The organism is uncultured Comamonas sp., assembly GCF_964277875.1.
GTDB classification, from domain to species: Bacteria; Pseudomonadota; Gammaproteobacteria; order Burkholderiales; family Burkholderiaceae_C; genus Comamonas; species Comamonas sediminis.
The window spans coordinates 24,555-41,284 of sequence record NZ_CAXYJV010000034.1 but is presented as its reverse complement, the minus strand read 5'-3'; the positions used below and the strand labels follow the sequence as shown (position 1 = coordinate 41,284).

Here is a 16,730-nt window from a genome sequence, read left to right as displayed (position 1 = left end):
TTGCAAAAATTAACCATGCCTGCAACACCCACGCCGCACCGGTTCAAAACACCCGCCCCTCCTCCAGATGCGTGCGCGTGCCATTGAGCACATAGTCCCCCACCACCCGGGTCTTATGCAGCAAAGGGTTGTGGCTGAAGATGGTGCGCAGGTTGCGCCAGTGGCGGTCCAGGTTCAGCTGGCGCGAGGTGGCGGAGGCGCCGCCTACTTCAAACAGGCGCTCGCCGGCATTCAGCGCCAGGCGGCTGACGACCAGCTGGGTCTGGGCGGTGGCCAGCGCGCCTTGCAGCACGGCGTCGTCCGCACTCTGCGGGGCGTGCACGATGGCATAGGCACCCTGGTCGAGCTGGCGGGCGTTGGCGCTGATGAGCGCATCGATCGCATAGCTGGCGGCGGCCAGCTCGCCGACGACGGCCTGCACAAAATGGTCGTCGCGTGAGCGCTCTGCCGGGCTGTGCATCGCAGGCCTGCCCAGCTGCAGCACATAGTGGCGCGCATCGGCCAGGATATTGCGCACAATGCCGGCAGCAGTCGCCACCAGGATCAGCTGGCGCAGCGCAGACGCATGGCGGCCGGCCAGGTTGTCGCGCGCGCCGGGGCTGATTTCGTCGTCATAGACCAGCACGTTGTTCAGCTCCAGGCTGCCGCTGGCCGTCAGCCGCTGGCCCATGCCATCCCAGTCGTCGAGTATCCGCACCCCCTCGCGCTGCACGGGGATCACGGCATTGACGCCCTGGCCCTCGTCATTGACGGCAAAGACGTTGAAGTAATCCGCATAGGCCGTGCCGGTGGCGTAGTACTTCTTGCCATTCAGCCGGTGGTGTAGTCCCTCGCGCAGCAGGGTCGAGGTGCTGATGCCGGCGCGGGCCGTGCCCAGCTCGGTAAAGGCGCCGCCAAACAGCTTGCCCTGCAAGGCCCAGGCGTTCTGGCGCTGGGCCAGCGGGGAGGGCTTGGTGTCCAGCCGCAGCAGCTCGGTGGTGTTGAAGTGGGTGCGCAGCGCATGCGCCACGTTGGAATCGGCAGCGGCCAGGGTGCTGACCACCTCGACCACATCGGCCACCGATCCACCCGGTCCGCCCTGTTCACGGCCAATGCGCAGGCCGCCGAGGCCCGATGCGCGAAGCAGGTCAAACGCCGCCCAGGGCGGCTCGCGCAGCAGCTCGCGCTGTGCAGCGCCTTGGCCGATATCGGCCGCCAGCTGGGGCAGGCGGGCCAGCAGGTCATCGCGGCTGGGGCGGCTGGAGCGCAGGGGGGGAACAGAGGCATTCATGGCGGTGGACCTGGTGGGTTTAAGCGGCCGCTGGTGTGGAGGCCGGGGCAGCCGCGACATAGGGCACACGGCCTTCGACCGGGTGGCCGGGGTCGGTAAAGCCCAAGGTGGAAGGGTGGCCGGCGGCCACCAGGCGGTTGACCAGGGCCTCGTCATCAGCGGTGAACTGGTAATCGAGCGCGCGGATATAGCCGTCCCATTGCTCGGGCGTGCGCGGGCCGGCGATGGCGGCAGTCACCAGGCGGTTGTTCAGCACCCAGGCCAGCGCAAAGTCCACCGGGCTGATGCCGCGCTCGTCGGTATGCCGCTTGATCTCGGCGGCAATGTCGATGGACTCGGGGCGCCATTCGGTCTCCAGCATGCGCTTGTCCAGCCGCGCGGCGCGCGAGCCGGGCTCGGCCGCTTCCACACTCGGGTACTTGGCGGTCAGCACGCCCCGGGCCAGCGGGCTGTACGAGACCACGCCCAGGCCGTAGGCGGCGGCAGCAGGCAGCTGCTCGGCCTCGGCCGTGCGGTTGACGATGTTGTAGAGCGGCTGGCTGGCGATGGGGCGGTCGATGCCTTCGGCGTCGGCCAGGTGCGCCACCTCGGCAATGCGCCAACCGCGAAAGTTGGACAGCCCGAAATAGCGCAGCTTGCCCGCGCGCACCAGGTCGCCAATGGCGCGCACTGCCTCGCCCAGCGGCGCGTCGAAATCGGCGCGGTGAAAGTACAGCAGGTCGATGTAGTCGGTACCCAGGCGGCGCAGGCTGTTGTCGACCGATTCGATGATCCATTTGCGCGAGGTGCCGCGCCGGTTCGGGCCCTCGCCCAGCGGGTTGCCGAACTTGGTGGCCAGCACCCAGTCATGGCGGTCCTTGGCCAGCGCGCGGCCCACCACCTGCTCGGTCACGCCCTTTTGGTAGACGTCGGCCGTGTCGATGAAGTTGATGCCCTGGGACTTGGCCGTGGCGATGATGGCGTGCGCGGTCTGCTCATCGGTCGGGCCGCCGAACATCATGGTGCCCAGGGCGAGGCGAGAAACCTTGAGGCCGCTGCGGCCGAGATAACGGTAGGTCATGGCAATGGAGAAAACAAAGGGTTAGTGGACAAAAGAGATGACGGAGGTCTGCGTGTCAGCGGTCTGCGGAGCCTGCGGATGGTGGCAGGCCACCAGGTGGCCGTTGCCGCTGTCGCTGAGCAGTGGCTCCTGCGTGGTGCACAGCGCGGTGGCGCGCGGGCAGCGCGGATGAAAGCGGCAGCCGCTGGGCAGGTTCTGCGGGCTGGGCAGGTCGCCGCCCAACGGGGCGGCCTGGCGGTGCCGGCTCGGGTCCGGTACCGCATCGAGCAGCGCCTGGGTGTAGGGGTGGCGCGGAGCGCTCCACAGGCTGCGGCGGTCGGCACTCTCGACGATGCGGCCCAGGTACATCACCAGCACCCGGTCGGCAAAGTACTGCACGACCGACAGGTCATGCGAGATGAACAGGTAGGACAGGCCAAACTCGCGCTTCATCTCGACCAGCAGGTTCAGGATCTGGGCCTGGATCGACAGGTCCAGCGCCGAGACCGGCTCGTCGCAGACCACCAGATCGGGCTGCAGCATCAGCGCGCGGGCAATGCCCAGGCGCTGGCGCTGGCCGCCCGAAAACTCATGCGGGTAACGGCCCAGCGCACTGCGCGGCAGGCCCACGCGGTCGAGCAGGCGCTCCACCTGGCGGCGGCGCTGGGCACGGTCGCCCAGGCCATGCACCTGCAGCGGCGTCTCCAGAATGCTGCCGATGCTGTGGCGCGGGTTGAGTGATGCGAACGGGTCCTGGAAGATCATCTGCATGCGCTTGCGCAGGCTGCGCAAGCGCGCGCCTTGCAGCGGCAGGATGTCCTCGCCGTCCAGCGCCACCTGGCCGGCCGTCGGTGTCTCCAGCCGCAGCAGGCTGCGGCCCAAGGTGGATTTGCCGCAGCCCGATTCGCCGACCAGGCCGACGGTCTCGCCCTTGGCAATGCTGAACGACACTCCATCGACGGCGCGCAGCACGCCCTTGGGCAGTTTGAAATGGGTCTGAAGATCGCTGACAGTCAGCAGGCTCATGGCAGTCCTAGGCAAGGTGGGCGCTGCGTGCAGACGCAGGCAGGGTGATGGGGCAGGCGCTGAGGCGTTGCGGGCCTGCTGCTTGCAAGGGCGGCACAACGCTGTGGCAATAGGCCTGGGCGCGCGGGCAGCGCGGAGCAAAGGCGCAGCCGGCCTGGCCGATGGCCGAGGTGATGCTGCCGCGAATCTCGGTCAGCGGGCCATCGAGGTAGTGCGCGCCGGGCTGCAGCCGGGGCGATGCCGCCAGCAGGCCCTGGGTGTAGGGGTGCAGGGGCTCGTCAAACAGCGGGCCGGGGCGGGCCTGCTCCACCTCGCGGCCGGCATACATCACCACCACGCGGTCGGCCCATTGCGACACCACGCCCAGATCGTGGGTGATCAGGATCAGGCCCATCGACAGCTCCTTGCGCAGCCGGTCGAGCAGGTCCAGCACCTGGGCCTGGATGGTCACATCCAGCGCGGTGGTGGGCTCGTCGGCGATCAGCAGGCGCGGGCGGCAGGCAATGGCCATGGCAATCATCACGCGCTGGCGCATGCCGCCCGAGAGCTGGTGCGGAAAGTCATCGACCCGGCGCTGCGGATCGGGGATGCGCACGGTATCGAGCAGCTCGATGGCGCGCAGCCGAGCCGCCTTGGCACTCAAGCCCTCGTGCTGGCGCAGCACCTCGGCGATCTGCCAACCGATGGTGTAGACCGGGTTCAGCGAGGTCATCGGCTCCTGGAAGATCATGCCGATTTCGCGCCCGCGCAGCTGGCGCATCGCGCGCTCATCGAGCGCCAGCAGGTCCTGGCCGTTGAAGCGGATCTCGCCCTGCGCAATGCGGGCCGCGCGCGGCAGCAGGCGCATCAGCGCGAGGGCGGTGAGTGATTTGCCCGAGCCCGATTCACCGACGATCGCCAAGGTCTCGCCCGCCTGCACGCTGAAGCTCAGCCCACGCACCGGATCGAGTTGCGGAAAACGGATGCTCAGCCCGCGCACATCCAGCAAAGAGGTTTCGGACATTCAGCGCTCCTGCGACAGACGGGGGTTGAGGGCATCGTTCAAGCCATCACCAATCAGGTTGAAAGCCAGCACGGCAAACACGATGGCCAGGCCCGGTGCGGCCGTCAGGTACCAGGCGGTGCGCAGCAGGTCCCGCCCCATGCCGATCATGCTGCCCCAGCTGACCACATTCGGGTCGCCCATGCCCATGAAGGACAGCGCCGATTCCAGCAGGATGGCCGAGGCCACCATCACCGACGAGGTGACGATGATGGGCGGCAGCGCATTGGGCAGCATCTCGCGCAGGATGATGCGGCTGTGCGAGTAACCCAGCGCGCGGGCGGCCAGCACAAACTCCTTGTGGCGCAGCGCGCGGAACTCGGCCCGCACCAGGCGCGCCACCGTGGGCCAGGTCACCAGGCCAATCGCCACGACGATGGTGCTGATCGCCGGCTGGGCAATCGCCACCAGCACCACCAGCAAGATAAAGCTGGGAATCGTCTGGAACAGCACCACCACGCGCTGCAGCAGGTCATCGACCCAGCCGCCAAAGTAGCCGCTAACGGCGCCAATGCCAATGCCCAGGCTCAGCCCGATCAACGTGGCCGACACGCCCACCAGCAGCGACACGCGCGCGCCATGGGCAATGCCGGCAGCCACATCACGGCCCATCGAGTCGGTGCCCAGCAGGTAGGCGGCATCCTGGCCGGGCCAGAGAAAGGGCTGGGCCACCATGTCCAGCGGATCACCGGGAAAGAGCCAGGGCGCGGTCAGCGCCAGCAGCAGCACGGCCAGCAAGAAGCCGCAGCCCAGCATGGCCGTGGGATTGCGCAGGAACACGCGCAGCGCGCGGTAGCCCTGGCTGCCACTGCCGGCGTTGGCAGCACTGGTGCTGGTGCGCACCGCGTCGGGCGCATGCAGATTGGGCCAGGGCGCGGCATCGGGCTCGGCGTTGCTGGTGCTGCTGTGCGCCGCCTGTGCGGCCGCCAGCGGGTGGGTGGCGGCCGGGGGGATCGGCAGCGCCTGGGAAGAGGAAGACAAAGACATCAGCGCACCTCGATTCGGGGATCCAGCCAGGCATGCAGCAGATCGACCAGCACATTGGCGGCGATCACCAGCAGGGAAGAGAGAAACAGCACACCCATCAGCACGCTGAAATCGCGGCTCAGTACGGCCTCGAAGGCCAGGCGCCCCAGGCCCGGCCAGCTGTAGACGGTCTCGACCACCACCGCGCCGCCGAGCATGCCGCCCAGGTGCATGCCGGCCATCGTGGTCACCGGCAGCAGCGCATTGCGCAGCACATGGCGCACGGTGATGCGCCAGGGCGAGAGGCCCTTGGCCGCGGCGGTGCGCACAAAGTCCTGCGACTGCACCTCCAGCATCGCTGCGCGGGTCAGGCGCGCATAGATCGCTACATAGAAGAGGGCGAGCGACGTGGCAGGCAGCACCATGTAGCGCAGCTGGTCGAGCACGGCGGCCACGCCACTCAGCTGCGAGCCGATGCTGGCCGAGCCGCCGCTGGGCAGCCAGCCGAGCTTGACCGAGAACAGCACGATCAGCATCAGCCCGGTCCAGAAGCCCGGCACCGAATAGAACAGCAGCGACAGCACCGACAGCAGGCGGTCCGGCAGGCGGCCGGCAAAGTAGGCCATCGCCGTGCCCAGCGCAATGCCCAAGGTCAGCGCAATCGCCAGCGCCAGGCCCATCAGCAGCAAGGTGCTGGGCAGGCGCTGGCCGATCAGCTCCATCACCGGCATGTTGTAGCGCGGCGAAAAACCCAGGCTGAAATGCGCCAGGTTGCCCAGGTAGGCCTGCAGCTGCTCCAGCACGCTCAGATCCAGCCCAAAGCGTGAGCGCAGCGCCGCCAGGGTCTCGGCCGTGGCCGCGCCGGATTCGCCGGCCATCACATCGGCCGCATCACCGGGTGTGAGCTGCAGCAGCAGAAAGTTCAAAATCGCTACGCCCAGCACCGTGGGTACTGCATATTTGGCATTGAACCAGAGCGATCGCAATAAACGGGGGAGGGTATTCATGCGCATTATTGATCGGGGGTGACCCTGTGCATGATAGGAGCGTTCCTGCCTTATCTCCGGTATTTGCAGCATGCCATTTCATATATCAAAAGGTGCAAACTAAATAACAAATATCGGTATCTGATTTTTATTGGTTGGTGGCCGCTCGCCAAAGTTTTTCAAGCGGATGTGAACCCAAAAGCGCATATTTTGTTTGCTTGGCAGCACATACTTGAAAGCTATAAGCGGTGGCAAGGGGCTGCGCTGTACGTTGGCACTGTGCTTTGGTGGGGATTTGCATGCCAGCGTTGATGGCTGATTTTTAAATATGCAAATGCAAAATCGGCGCAAGAACACGCTGGTGATTCATGGGATTATTCAAGCCAATGCGGACGGTGAAATCCCCGGTTTACCTCTTTGCCGGTTTTCCGTCCTTTGTCGTGAAACCCCCTGGCCGCTCCATGAACTCTGCAATACCCCTGGATACGCTCGCTGATCGAGAGACATTCGCCTCGCCGCTGGATTTTCCGGACAGCCCCCTGTCGCAGGCCTTTGCGCAGCCCATTTTGCTGGGCCTGTTTCTGCCGATCCAGGCGGGCGGCTGGAGTGCCTCGACCCTGCCGCGCAGCACCGACTGGCGCTTTGACTACAACAAGGACCTGGTGCTGAAGGCGGAAGACCTGGGGTTCGATCTGGTGTTTGCGCTGTCGCAGTGGCTGCCCAAGGGCGGCTATGGCGGGGTGTTCAACGGGGATGCGCTGGATTCGTTTGCCACCACGGCGGCGCTGACCTCGGTCACCCGGCGCATCATGCTGATCTCGACCATCCATGTGCTCTACGGCCCGCTGCACCCGCTGCACCTGGCCAAGTGGGGTGCCACCTTGGACCATATCTCGGGCGGGCGCTGGGGCATCAATATCGTCACCGGCCACCGCGAGGTGGAGCACAAGATGTTTGGCTGGGACCAGATCGAGCATGACCGGCGCTATGACCTGGCCTCGGAGTTCATCGAGGTCGTGCAGCGCCTGTGGTCCTATGACGAGAACTACTCGTTCGAAGGCATCTCGCCGTGGAAGCTGGGGGGCGGCTTTGTCAGCCCCAAGCCGCGCTTTGGCCGGCCTGCGCTGGTCAACGCCACCGGCTCGGATGCGGGCATTGCCTTTGCGGCCCGGCATTCGGACCTGGTCTTCATTACCAGCCCCGGCGCATCGGACTTCGCCCGTGCCATCGAGGTGCTGCCCGCCCATGCGGCCCGCGTCAAGCAAGAGGCGCGCAATGCCGGCCGCAATGTGCGCACCTTGCTCAACCCGATGGTCATCAGCCGCGGCACCGAGGCGGAGACCTGGGCCTACCACGATGCCATCGTGGCCCACCAGGACCAGCGCACCCCGGACGGCTTCAGCAGCTTAAAGAGCGATGCCCATGCCTGGCGCGGCCGCACGGCGCTTGATGCCCCCAAGCGCCGCGCCATCGGCGGCAACATCGAAGTGATCGGTACGCCCGAGCAGGTGGTCGAGCAGTTTGTCCAACTCAAGCGCGCCGGTATCGATGGGCTGCAGCTGAGCTTTTTTGACTTCAAGCCCGACCTGGAATTTTTTGGCGACCGCATTCTGCCGCTGATGAAGCAAGCCGGTCTGCGCTTCTAAGCACTGCGCGCCGCAGTTATCCACAGACTTTCTCCGTCTCTCCCGTTTTTCTTTGCGCTTTTTGCGTGTTATCTGCGCTTTGACTGCGCCTTCTCTCCTGGACCATTGCCCATGCGAACTCTCTACAAAAACCTGGCCTGGGGCCTGCTGACCGCCAGCACATTCGGCGCGGCCTATGCCCAGGCACCCGCCACGCCCGTCAAGGGCGGCACGGTCACCTCCGTCGTCGCGCAGGAGCCGACCTCGCTGGTGTCCTTTCTCGATACCAAGACCGACAACCGCGATGTCAGCGCCAAGATCACCGAAGGCCTGCTGCGCTATGACGCCAAGTTCCAGCCCCAGCCGCTGCTGGCCACGTCCTGGACGGTCAGCCCCGATGGTCTGCAGTACCGCTTCAAGCTGCGCGAGGGCGTCAAGTTCCATGATGGGCGCGACTTCAGCTCGGCCGATGTGCGCTACTCGTTCCTGACCCAGAAAAAGCTGGGCCCGCGTGGCCGCATCACCTTGCAGAACCTGGAGCGGGTCGATACGCCCGACGCACACACGGCGGTGCTGGTGCTGTCCAAGCCTGCGCCGTTTCTGCTCAAGTCGCTGTCGTCGGCAGAGCTGCCGATCGTGCCGGCGCACCGCTATGGCGATGGCGACCCGCTGGGCAGCCCCAACGCCAATGCGCCGGTCGGTACGGGCCCCTTTATCTTTGAGCAATGGGTGCGCGGCAGCCATGTGATCCTCAAGCGCAACCCGAACTACTGGCGCCCCGGTGTGCCCCATGTGGACCGGGTGGTGATCCGCTTTGTGCGTGACCCGGCCGCGATCTCGGCGGCCATCGAAACGGGTGAGGCCGATGTGGCGCAGAACCTGGCCCTGGCCGACCTGGGCCGCTTGCTGCAAAAGCCCAACCTCAAGCTCGATGCCAGCTATGACGCGTTCCTGAACAATGCGTCGTTCCTGGAGTTCAACGTCGAGAACCCGGTGCTGGCCAAGCCCGAGGTGCGCCATGCGATTGCCCATGCGGTCGACCGCAACTTCATCGTCAACAACGTCTACTACAAGCAGGCCGAGCTGGTGAACTCGCCCGTCCCCAAGGTGCTGGGCGCCTATTACGACGACAGCCAGTTCAACTACGGCTTTGATGTGGCCCGCGCCAACCAGCTGCTCGATGCCGCCGGCTACCCGCGCCAGGCCAACGGCCAGCGCTTTGCGCTCAAGCTCACCTACATCCCCGGCGCGCAGTTCAAGCAGACGTCCGAGTACCTGCGCTCGGCGCTGAACCGTGTGGGCATCAAGGTGGACATTCTGGATGGTGACCTGCCCACCTTCCTCAAGCGTGCCTATACCGCGCGCGAGTTTGACCTGAACCTCAACGGCCTGGGCCGCTTGTTTGATCCATCGGTGGGCGTGCAGCGCATCTACTGGTCCGATGGCATCAAGAACCCGCTGATCTGGATCAATGCCTCGCACTACAACAACCCGCAGGTGGACAACCTGTTCCGCCAAGCTGCTGTCGAGGTGGACGAGGCCAAGCGTGCCGCGCAGTTCCGCGAGATCCAGCAGATTGTGGGCCGTGATCTGCCGGTCTACCCGATCGCGACCGTGCCGTCTGCGCTGCGGGTACACAGCACGCGGGTGCATGGGCTCAACAACAGCATTGACCTGACGTCTGGAGACTTTTCTGACCTGTGGCTGGAGGCTAGCAAATGACGACGACCATCGACTTTCCCAACGAAACCACCCTCAGTGAGAGCGCGGCAGCGGCCCAGGGCGTCGCCGCCAGCCTGGCCTTTGCCAGCGCCCGTGAGCAGCTGCAGGCACTGGCCGATGGCCGCGTCAGCGCGGTCGAGCTGCTGGAGCAGGCGCTGGCCCGCATCGAGCGCCATGATGGCGAGCTCAATGCGATCCCGGTGCGGGCGATCGAACAAGCCCGGCGCGATGCCCAGGCGGCCGATGCCGCCTTGCAGCGGGGCGAGCGCAAGCCGCTGCTGGGCCTGCCGATCACCGTGAAGGAGAACTTTGATGTTGCGGGCCTGCCCACCACCGTGGGCAACCCGGACTACCGCAGCAATATCGCCCGGCAGGATGCGCCTGCGGTGGCGGCGTTGCGGGCGGCTGGCGCGGTCCTGATCGGCAAGAGCAATGTGCCGCTGGCGCTGAGCGATCTGCAAAGCTACAACGCCGTCTACGGCAGCAGCAACAACCCCTGGGATCTGCAGCGCACGCCCGGTGGCTCGTCGGGCGGCAGCGCAGCGGCCGTGGCCGCCGGCTTTGTGGCGCTGGAGCTGGGCACGGACATTGGCGGCTCGGTGCGCATTCCCGCCCACTTCAACGGCGTGTTTGGCCACAAGACCAGCTATGGGCTGATCTCGATGCGCGGCACCGGCGCGCCGCAAGGACGCTTTGCCGCGCGTGACCTGTCGGTGGCCGGGCCACTGGCGCGCAGTGCGCTGGACCTGGAGCTGGCGCTGGCGCAACTGCTCAACCTCGATCCGCTGCAGGCCAAGGGCTGGCAGGCGAGCCTGCCACCGCCGCGCCACCAGCGGCTGCAGGATTTTCGGGTGCTGGTGCTGGGCGCCTGGCCGGGCCAGGAGGCGAGCCTGTCGGAGCAGCTGGTGATTGCCAGGGTCGTCAGCGCCTTGCAAGCGCAAGGCGTGCAGACCACGCAGTGGCGCGATCTGCCTCCTGCGCAGCGCCCCGACCTGAGTGAGCAGCACCGCACCTACCGCAGCCTTCTGGGCTCGTCCGTCGCCCATGGGGCGCCGCTGACCGAAGCGCAGCAGCAGCGCCTGGCCGAGCTGGAGCCCGATGACCGCAGCGCCGAGGCCGCGTTGCTGCGCGCGCCCAGCCTGCCCCATGCCACCTGGCTGCAGGACAACGAGCACCGCCATGCGCTGAGCCACCAGTGGGAGCAGCTGTTCAAGGACTATGACGTGGTGCTGACCCCTGTGGCGCCCACCCCGGCCTTTGCGCACCAGCAGCAAGGCCACAAGGAAGAGCGCCGCTTTCCGGTGGCCTATGCCGATGGGGTGCGCCACATCGGCTTTCGCGAGCTGTTTTACTGGGCCGGCTTGCCAGTGCTGCCGGGCCTGCCTGCGACCAGTTTCCCGGTCGGGCTCGATGATGACGGGCTGCCCATCAGCGCCCAGGTGGTCGGCCCCTATCTGGAAGACCGCACGACCATTGCCTTTGCCCATGCCTGGGAGCAGGCCCAGGGCGGCTTTGTGGTGCCGCCCCGCTATGCGCAGGGGGATGCATGAGCGCCGTGCTGCAAGCGCTGCAGCAGCCCCTGGATACGGCCAGCCCCAGCCCGGCCTTGGACGAGGCCCGCTTGCTGGCCCGCGCGCAGGCGCTGATCGGCGAGCTGGCCGCACTGGCCGAGGCGCATGACGCCAGCGGCGCGGCGCCAGCCCCCCAGTTTGCGCTGCTGCACCAGGCCGACCTGCTGCGGCTGACCATTGCGCGCGAGGCCGGTGGCCATGGCGCGGGCCTGGCCAGCGCCCGTGCGGTGGTCGGGGCCATTGCCCAGGGCGACCCGGCGGTGGCCCTGATTTTGGCGATGCACTACAGCAACCATGCGGCCATTGCCCGCTCGCAGCGCGCAGCGCAGGGCGAGTGGCCGGCAGCGCTGGCGGACGAGCTGATAGCGGCCAGCCTGCAAGGCCCGGCATTGCTCAACGCCGCCCAGGTGGAGCCGGAGCTGGGCTCGCCCTCGCACGGCGGCCTGCCGGCGGCGCGGGCCAGGCGCGTGGCCGGTGGCTGGCAGTTGAGCGGCCACAAGGTCTATGTGACCGGCGGGCCGCTGTTGGCCTGGATCAGCGTGCTGGCCGTGACCGACGAGCCCGAGCCGCGCCTGGGCAGCTTTGTGCTGCCCCGAGATACGCCCGGTGCCCGCTTGCTGGACACCTGGAACCCCATGGGCATGCGCGCCACCGTCAGCCAGGACCTGGTGCTCGACGGCGCCTGGGTGCCCGACCACCATGCGGTTGGCCTGCGCCCGGCCAGCCTGGGCCTGCAGCGCGAGGCCCATGGCATTGCCTGGTACTTCAGCCTGGTGGCCACCGTCTATGACTGCGCGGCGCGCTCGGCGCGCGATTGGCTGGGTGCGTTTTTGAACCAGCGCCGCCCCAGCGCACTGGGCGGTGCCAACCTGGCATCGCTCACCACCGTGCAGGAAAAGTTTGGCGAGATCGAGGTGCTGCTGCAGACCAGCGACTGGCTGCTGGACAGCCATGCCCGCGCCTACGACAGCGGCACCGCGCCCGATGGCCTGGTGGCCGTGGCCAAGCATGTGGCGGTGGAAAACGCGCTGCGCGTGGCACAGCTGGCGCTGGAGCTGGCCGGCAACCACGGCCTGGCGCGGCGCAATCCGCTGGAGCGCCATCTGCGCAATGTGCTGTGCAGCCAGATCCATTCGCCGTCCAACAGCCTGATCCGCAGCAACACCGGCCGTGCAGCCTTGCAAATGCGGCAGGCCGCTGTCTGAGCGCCGCCCTGTTTTTACCCTTGGTACCTCGCATGTCTACTGATTCCGATTTCTCGCTCGCCACGCGCCGCCGCTTCATGCTGGCCGCTGCGGCCTCCGGCCTGGGCACGGCAGTCCCCAGCCTGGCCTGGGCGCAGGACAAGCCGCAAAAAGGCGGCACCTTGAACCTGCTGCTCTTCCCCGAGCCGCCGACCTTGACGACGATTGCGCACACGGCGGGCTCGTCGGTGACGATCTCGGGCAAGGTCACCGAGGGGCTGCTGACCTATGACTTCAACCTCAACCCGCAGCCGCAGCTGGCTGTGGCCTGGACCATCAGCCCCGATGGGTTGGTCTACCGCTTCCAGCTGCGCCAGGGCGTCAAATGGCATGACGGCAAGCCCTTCACTTCGGCCGATGTGGTGCATTCGATTGGCCTGCTTAAAGAGTTCCACCCCCGGGGCCGCGCCACCTTTGCCGGCGTGGCCGAGGTGCAGGCCCCCGACGCGCACACGGTGGTACTGCAACTGAGCCGCCCCATCCCGTACCTGATCACGGCACTTGCGGCCTCGGAGTCGCCGATCGTGCCCAAGCACCTCTATGCCAGCGGCCGGGCCGATACCAACCCGGCCAACAATGCGCCGGTGGGCACGGGCCCCTTCGTGTTCAAGGAATGGGTGCGCGGCAGCCATGTGATCTACGAGCGCAACCCGCATTACTGGGATGGCGACAAGCCCTATATCGACCGGCTGGTGGTGCGCTTTATCCCCGACGCCGCCGCGCGCACGGCAGCCATCGAGAGCGGCCAGGTGCAGATTGCACCCAGCTCGCCGGTGCCCTTTGCCGAGGTGGAGCGCCTGCGCGCCAAGCCGGGCCTGCAGTTCGAGACCCGGGGCTATGAATACATCAACAGCGTCTACCGGCTGGAGTTCAACCTGGAGAGCGAGCCGCTCAAGGACCTGCGCGTGCGCCAGGCCATTGCCCATGCGCTGCAGCGCGAGAACCTGCTCAAGGTCGCCTGGTACGGCCAGGGCAGGCTGACCACCGGGCCGGTGCACCCGGCGCTGAAGAAGTTCTATGTGCCCGATCTGCCGGTGCTGCCCTATGACCTGAAGCGCGCCGAAAAGCTGCTGGATGATGCGGGCCTGACGCGTGGCAAGGCCGGCGGCCAGTGGCGTGCGCGGCTGAACCTGACCCCCATCCCCAACGAGGGCGGCCAGCGCACTGGCGACTTCCTCAAGCAGGCGCTGGGCCGTATCGGCATCGACGTGCAGATCAACAGCCAGGACTTTGCCACCTACATCAAGCGCATCTACACCGACCGCGCCTTTGACCTGCATGTGAGCGCGATGAGCAACACCTTTGACCCGACGGTGGGCATCCAGCGGCTGTACTGGTCCAAGAGCTTCCAGCGCGGACTGCCGTTCTCCAACGGCGCGCATTACGCCAGCCCCGAGGTGGACCGCCTGCTGGAATCCGCCGCCGTCGAGATGAACGAGGCCCAGCGCATCCGCGAGGTGGCCGAGTTCCAGAAGCACATCGCCACCGACCTGCCCGACATCACCTTGGTCGCCCCCGACATCTACACGATTGCCGACAAGCGCGTGCGCAACCACACCGTGGGCGCGGACGGCGTGGCCGGCAACCTGGCCGGCGTCTGGCTGGCCGCGTCCTGATCCATCTGCCTCGGAGAAACCGATGACAAGCCCTTCCGAAACATCGAACGTACCAGGTCAACAACCGAGCTCCCTCTGGTACACCCGCTGCCCGGTGCCATCGCCACTGGGCATTGCCGCGCAGCAAGGCTGGCTGCAAGAGGCCTTTGTGGCGCTGGGCATTGGGGTGGAGTCCATCTTTGACTCCAAGGACCGCAAGGTGCGCGAGAGCCATTTCGACCACAGCCTGCCCTGGTCCTTCCGCCAGGGCGGCAACATTCCGCCGATCTGGGCACGGGCCAAGGGCCGCGATACGCGCCTGGTCGCCATCACCTGGACCGACGAGTTCCAGGCGCTGGTGACCTTGCCGGGCCGGGGCATCGGCAAGCCCGAGGACCTGGCCGGCAAGCGCTTTGGCGTGCCCAGCCGGGTCAATGACCTGATCGACTTCCACCGCGCGACTGCCCTCAAGGGCCTGGTTTCGGGCCTGTCGCTGGTGGGCCTGCAGCACAGCGATGTGCAGCTGGTCGATCTGGTGATCGAGGAATCGGTGATCCAGCAGCATGGCACGCCCAGCCTGTTTGGCCTGCGCCGCCGCCACCCGTATTTCCGCGAGGCTGATGCCCTCGTGCGTGGCGAGGTCGATGCCATCTTTGTCAAAGGCGCCGAGGGCCTCTTGGTGGCCAACCTGATTGGCGCGCAGCTGGTCAGCGAGTTTGGCCGCCACCCCGATCCGCGCGTGCGCATCAACAATGGCACACCACGCACCTTGACGGTGGACGCCGCGCTGGCCGAGCAGCGCCCGGACCTGGTTCTGGAGTTGCTGCGTGTGGTGCAGCGCGCCGGCCGTTGGGCCGAGGCCCATCCCGACGAGACCTTGCGCTTTGTCGCCCGCGAGATCGCCACCAGCGAAGAGGCCATCCTGGCCTCCAACGGCGCAGACCTGCACCATCACCTGGGCATCAGCCTGGAGCCGGAGCTGGTCGATGCGATCGGCTACTTCAAGGACTTCTTGCTGGAGTGGGGCTTTTTGCCGGCCGATTTCTCGGTCGCCGACTGGGTGGATGCCCGGCCGCTGAACCGCCTGCTGGCCGAGGGTGCGGCGCCGCAAACCGCCGCCGAGCCCGAGGCGCTGCGGGCATGAGTGCGAACCCGCATCCCCGCGTGCTGGTCTGCGGCGCCAGCGGGCGCCTGGGCCAGCTGCTGGTGCCGCGCCTGCTGGCCCGGCAGGCACGGCCAAGAGTATTCGTGCGCCAAGCCGCCACTGCGCAGGCGCTGTGGGGCGATACCGTCGAGGTAGCGCAGGGCAGTTTTGAGGATGCTGCGGCCTTGGGCCAGTCCCTCGTCGGCATTGACCGGCTGTTCCTGCTCTCTCCGATCACACCGACGCTGGCCGAGCAGCAACTACGCGTGGTCGAAGCTGCGCGCGCTGCCGGTGTGCAGCACATCGTCAAACTCTCCGGCTCAGACTGGACCATTGACCCACCCGGCCGTTCGCTGTCCGGCGATGCCCATGGCCGCATCGAACAGGGCTTGCTAGCCAGTGGCATCTCCCATGTTGTGCTGCGCCCCAATGCCTGGATGCAGGTAGGCCTGTCGCGCATCGCGGCTGATCTGCGCAGTGGCGATGTGCTCCGCTCCCAGCACCTGGGCGCTGGCGTCTCCTACCTTGATGCCCGCGACATCGCCGATGTGGCTGTTGAAGCGCTGCTGAACCCTGAAGCTGCCCAGCAGCGCCTGGGCGCCTCCGGCCGCTGGGTGCTGACCGGCAGCCAGGCACTGCGCCCGCAAAAACTGGCCGAGATCGCATCGCGCTTGCTGGGCCGGCCGATCACCGCCGCCGCGCCTGTGGCCGCCCCCGCCGCCGACCCCTTTATCGCGCAGGTGCATGGCGAGTTTTTTGCGCTGATGCGCGCGGGCCATGCGGCTGCGCTGACGGCCACGGTGCGGCAGGTGCTGGGGCGCGAGCCGCGGACGGTGGAGGGGTTTTTGGCGGAAGAGCTCGGGGCTTTGGCGGTGGCGGCTTGAGGGGGCAGGCAGCGGGCCAGCAGTGTCTGGTGGTCCTGAAAGCCCGGCCATCGGTTGGAGGGATGCCCATTGTTGGGGCGCAGCTCCGTCAGCGGGCTTCTTCACCGGTGGTGCAGACATGCGTGGCTTTGGCGCGGCCTGGTCAGTTGACCATCGCCAGGCAGGCCTTCGAGCAAGCCCTGCAAGCCTCTGCACATCGCACGCAATGGTCATGCGGGTGATGGGCGCACTCGTTCGCGCAAGCGAGGCAGACCTCGCTGCATAGCCTGCAGAAGTGTTTCGCCATTTCGCTGTTGCGCGCCATGGCACCCACAGCGAGCGAGCAGATGGCTGCGCAATCGGCATCCAGCGCAATGCAGCGTGCCATCATTTTGGGATCGTCCTCTTGGAGGCAGCCTGCAAAGCATTCGTTGCATGCAATCACGCAGGCGTTGCATGCGTCAATACAGGCCTGATAAGGGTTGGTGGTGGTCATCAGCGTCTCCTGTTGCAAAACCATGTTTTACGCCTTGCGCGCGGCTGAGGCTGTAGGAATGACGCGTTCATTCCTCTGCATCCAGGGTGGCCTGCGGCTGTCCTGCAGTGAACCGTTGTAGGACGCGGGATCGATAGCCAC

Annotated in this window: 14 protein-coding genes; 7 read left to right on the top strand and 7 right to left on the bottom strand. The window is 66.7% G+C overall.

Annotated elements, in window-relative coordinates:
• Positions 1-43 precede the first annotated feature (43 nt).
• From ACHWUQ_RS12140 to ACHWUQ_RS12115, 6 genes are read right to left on the bottom strand one after another with little or no spacing between them, the layout of a single operon-like run.
• Entirely contained in the window at positions 44-1,270 is a 1,227-nt protein-coding gene (locus ACHWUQ_RS12140; RefSeq protein WP_394681279.1) for an acyl-CoA dehydrogenase family protein, read from the bottom strand.
• 19 nt (positions 1,271-1,289) lie between these two features.
• Complete coding sequence (locus ACHWUQ_RS12135; protein WP_394681278.1) at positions 1,290-2,330, bottom strand: aldo/keto reductase; 1,041 nt, start codon at positions 2,328-2,330, stop codon at positions 1,290-1,292.
• 21 nt (positions 2,331-2,351) lie between these two features.
• Positions 2,352-3,335 (bottom strand): oligopeptide/dipeptide ABC transporter ATP-binding protein, encoded by a 984-nt coding sequence (locus tag ACHWUQ_RS12130; protein ID WP_312461586.1) that lies wholly within the window; start codon positions 3,333-3,335, stop codon positions 2,352-2,354.
• 7 nt (positions 3,336-3,342) lie between these two features.
• Entirely contained in the window at positions 3,343-4,338 is a 996-nt protein-coding gene (locus tag ACHWUQ_RS12125) for an ABC transporter ATP-binding protein (protein ID WP_230779284.1), read from the bottom strand.
• The gene (locus tag ACHWUQ_RS12120; protein ID WP_312410768.1) at positions 4,339-5,364 is read right to left on the bottom strand and encodes an ABC transporter permease; all 1,026 of its coding nucleotides are present in this window, start codon (positions 5,362-5,364) and stop codon (positions 4,339-4,341) included.
• A complete protein-coding gene (locus ACHWUQ_RS12115) occupies positions 5,364-6,350 on the bottom strand; it encodes an ABC transporter permease (RefSeq protein ID WP_394681277.1) in 987 nt (328 codons plus the stop codon). The genes ACHWUQ_RS12120 and ACHWUQ_RS12115 overlap by 1 nt, the downstream gene beginning before the upstream one ends.
• A gap of 440 nt (positions 6,351-6,790) precedes the next feature.
• Here ACHWUQ_RS12115 and ACHWUQ_RS12110 point away from each other — a divergent pair, with 440 nt between their 5' ends.
• From ACHWUQ_RS12110 to ACHWUQ_RS12080, 7 genes are all read left to right on the top strand, one after another.
• The gene (locus tag ACHWUQ_RS12110) at positions 6,791-7,975 is read left to right on the top strand and encodes an LLM class flavin-dependent oxidoreductase (protein WP_239809440.1); all 1,185 of its coding nucleotides are present in this window, start codon (positions 6,791-6,793) and stop codon (positions 7,973-7,975) included.
• A 111-nt stretch (positions 7,976-8,086) separates the two neighbouring features.
• Positions 8,087-9,676, top strand: coding sequence for an ABC transporter substrate-binding protein (locus ACHWUQ_RS12105; protein ID WP_239809439.1), 1,590 nt, complete (start codon positions 8,087-8,089; stop codon positions 9,674-9,676).
• Complete coding sequence (locus ACHWUQ_RS12100) at positions 9,673-11,226, top strand: amidase (protein WP_394681276.1); 1,554 nt, start codon at positions 9,673-9,675, stop codon at positions 11,224-11,226. Before ACHWUQ_RS12105 ends, ACHWUQ_RS12100 begins: the two co-directional genes overlap by 4 nt.
• On the top strand, positions 11,223-12,452 hold the full coding sequence (locus ACHWUQ_RS12095) for an acyl-CoA dehydrogenase family protein (RefSeq protein ID WP_394681275.1): 1,230 nt from the start codon (positions 11,223-11,225) through the stop codon (positions 12,450-12,452). The genes ACHWUQ_RS12100 and ACHWUQ_RS12095 overlap by 4 nt, the downstream gene beginning before the upstream one ends.
• Before the next feature lie 32 nt (positions 12,453-12,484).
• Positions 12,485-14,107, top strand: a complete 1,623-nt coding sequence (locus tag ACHWUQ_RS12090; RefSeq protein WP_394681274.1) for an ABC transporter substrate-binding protein — start codon at positions 12,485-12,487, stop codon at positions 14,105-14,107.
• A gap of 22 nt (positions 14,108-14,129) precedes the next feature.
• Positions 14,130-15,230 carry an ABC transporter substrate-binding protein gene (locus ACHWUQ_RS12085; RefSeq protein ID WP_394681273.1) on the top strand — a complete coding sequence of 367 codons (1,101 nt, stop codon included), beginning with the start codon at positions 14,130-14,132 and terminating at the stop codon, positions 15,228-15,230.
• The gene (locus ACHWUQ_RS12080; protein ID WP_394681272.1) at positions 15,227-16,114 is read left to right on the top strand and encodes an NAD(P)H-binding protein; all 888 of its coding nucleotides are present in this window, start codon (positions 15,227-15,229) and stop codon (positions 16,112-16,114) included. The genes ACHWUQ_RS12085 and ACHWUQ_RS12080 overlap by 4 nt, the downstream gene beginning before the upstream one ends.
• A 142-nt stretch (positions 16,115-16,256) precedes the next feature.
• On the opposite strand, the gene ACHWUQ_RS12075 is transcribed toward ACHWUQ_RS12080, so the two are convergent.
• Positions 16,257-16,589, bottom strand: a complete 333-nt coding sequence (locus ACHWUQ_RS12075; RefSeq protein ID WP_239809433.1) for a four-helix bundle copper-binding protein — start codon at positions 16,587-16,589, stop codon at positions 16,257-16,259.
• Positions 16,590-16,730: the final 141 nt, after the last annotated feature.

What these genes read in the sequence shown, in the direction of transcription:
- ACHWUQ_RS12140 (WP_394681279.1), bottom strand. Translation starts at nt 1,270, where the DNA reads ATGAATGCCTCTGTTCCCCCCCTGCGCTCCAGCCGCCCCAGCCGCGAT.
- ACHWUQ_RS12135 (WP_394681278.1), bottom strand. Translation starts at nt 2,330, where the DNA reads ATGACCTACCGTTATCTCGGCCGCAGCGGCCTCAAGGTTTCTCGCCTC.
- ACHWUQ_RS12130 (WP_312461586.1), bottom strand. Translation starts at nt 3,335, where the DNA reads ATGAGCCTGCTGACTGTCAGCGATCTTCAGACCCATTTCAAACTGCCC.
- ACHWUQ_RS12125 (WP_230779284.1), bottom strand. Translation starts at nt 4,338, where the DNA reads ATGTCCGAAACCTCTTTGCTGGATGTGCGCGGGCTGAGCATCCGTTTT.
- ACHWUQ_RS12120 (WP_312410768.1), bottom strand. Translation starts at nt 5,364, where the DNA reads ATGTCTTTGTCTTCCTCTTCCCAGGCGCTGCCGATCCCCCCGGCCGCC.
- ACHWUQ_RS12115 (WP_394681277.1), bottom strand. Translation starts at nt 6,350, where the DNA reads ATGAATACCCTCCCCCGTTTATTGCGATCGCTCTGGTTCAATGCCAAA.
- ACHWUQ_RS12110 (WP_239809440.1), top strand. Translation starts at nt 6,791, where the DNA reads ATGAACTCTGCAATACCCCTGGATACGCTCGCTGATCGAGAGACATTC.
- ACHWUQ_RS12105 (WP_239809439.1), top strand. Translation starts at nt 8,087, where the DNA reads ATGCGAACTCTCTACAAAAACCTGGCCTGGGGCCTGCTGACCGCCAGC.
- ACHWUQ_RS12100 (WP_394681276.1), top strand. Translation starts at nt 9,673, where the DNA reads ATGACGACGACCATCGACTTTCCCAACGAAACCACCCTCAGTGAGAGC.
- ACHWUQ_RS12095 (WP_394681275.1), top strand. Translation starts at nt 11,223, where the DNA reads ATGAGCGCCGTGCTGCAAGCGCTGCAGCAGCCCCTGGATACGGCCAGC.
- ACHWUQ_RS12090 (WP_394681274.1), top strand. Translation starts at nt 12,485, where the DNA reads ATGTCTACTGATTCCGATTTCTCGCTCGCCACGCGCCGCCGCTTCATG.
- ACHWUQ_RS12085 (WP_394681273.1), top strand. Translation starts at nt 14,130, where the DNA reads ATGACAAGCCCTTCCGAAACATCGAACGTACCAGGTCAACAACCGAGC.
- ACHWUQ_RS12080 (WP_394681272.1), top strand. Translation starts at nt 15,227, where the DNA reads ATGAGTGCGAACCCGCATCCCCGCGTGCTGGTCTGCGGCGCCAGCGGG.
- ACHWUQ_RS12075 (WP_239809433.1), bottom strand. Translation starts at nt 16,589, where the DNA reads ATGACCACCACCAACCCTTATCAGGCCTGTATTGACGCATGCAACGCC.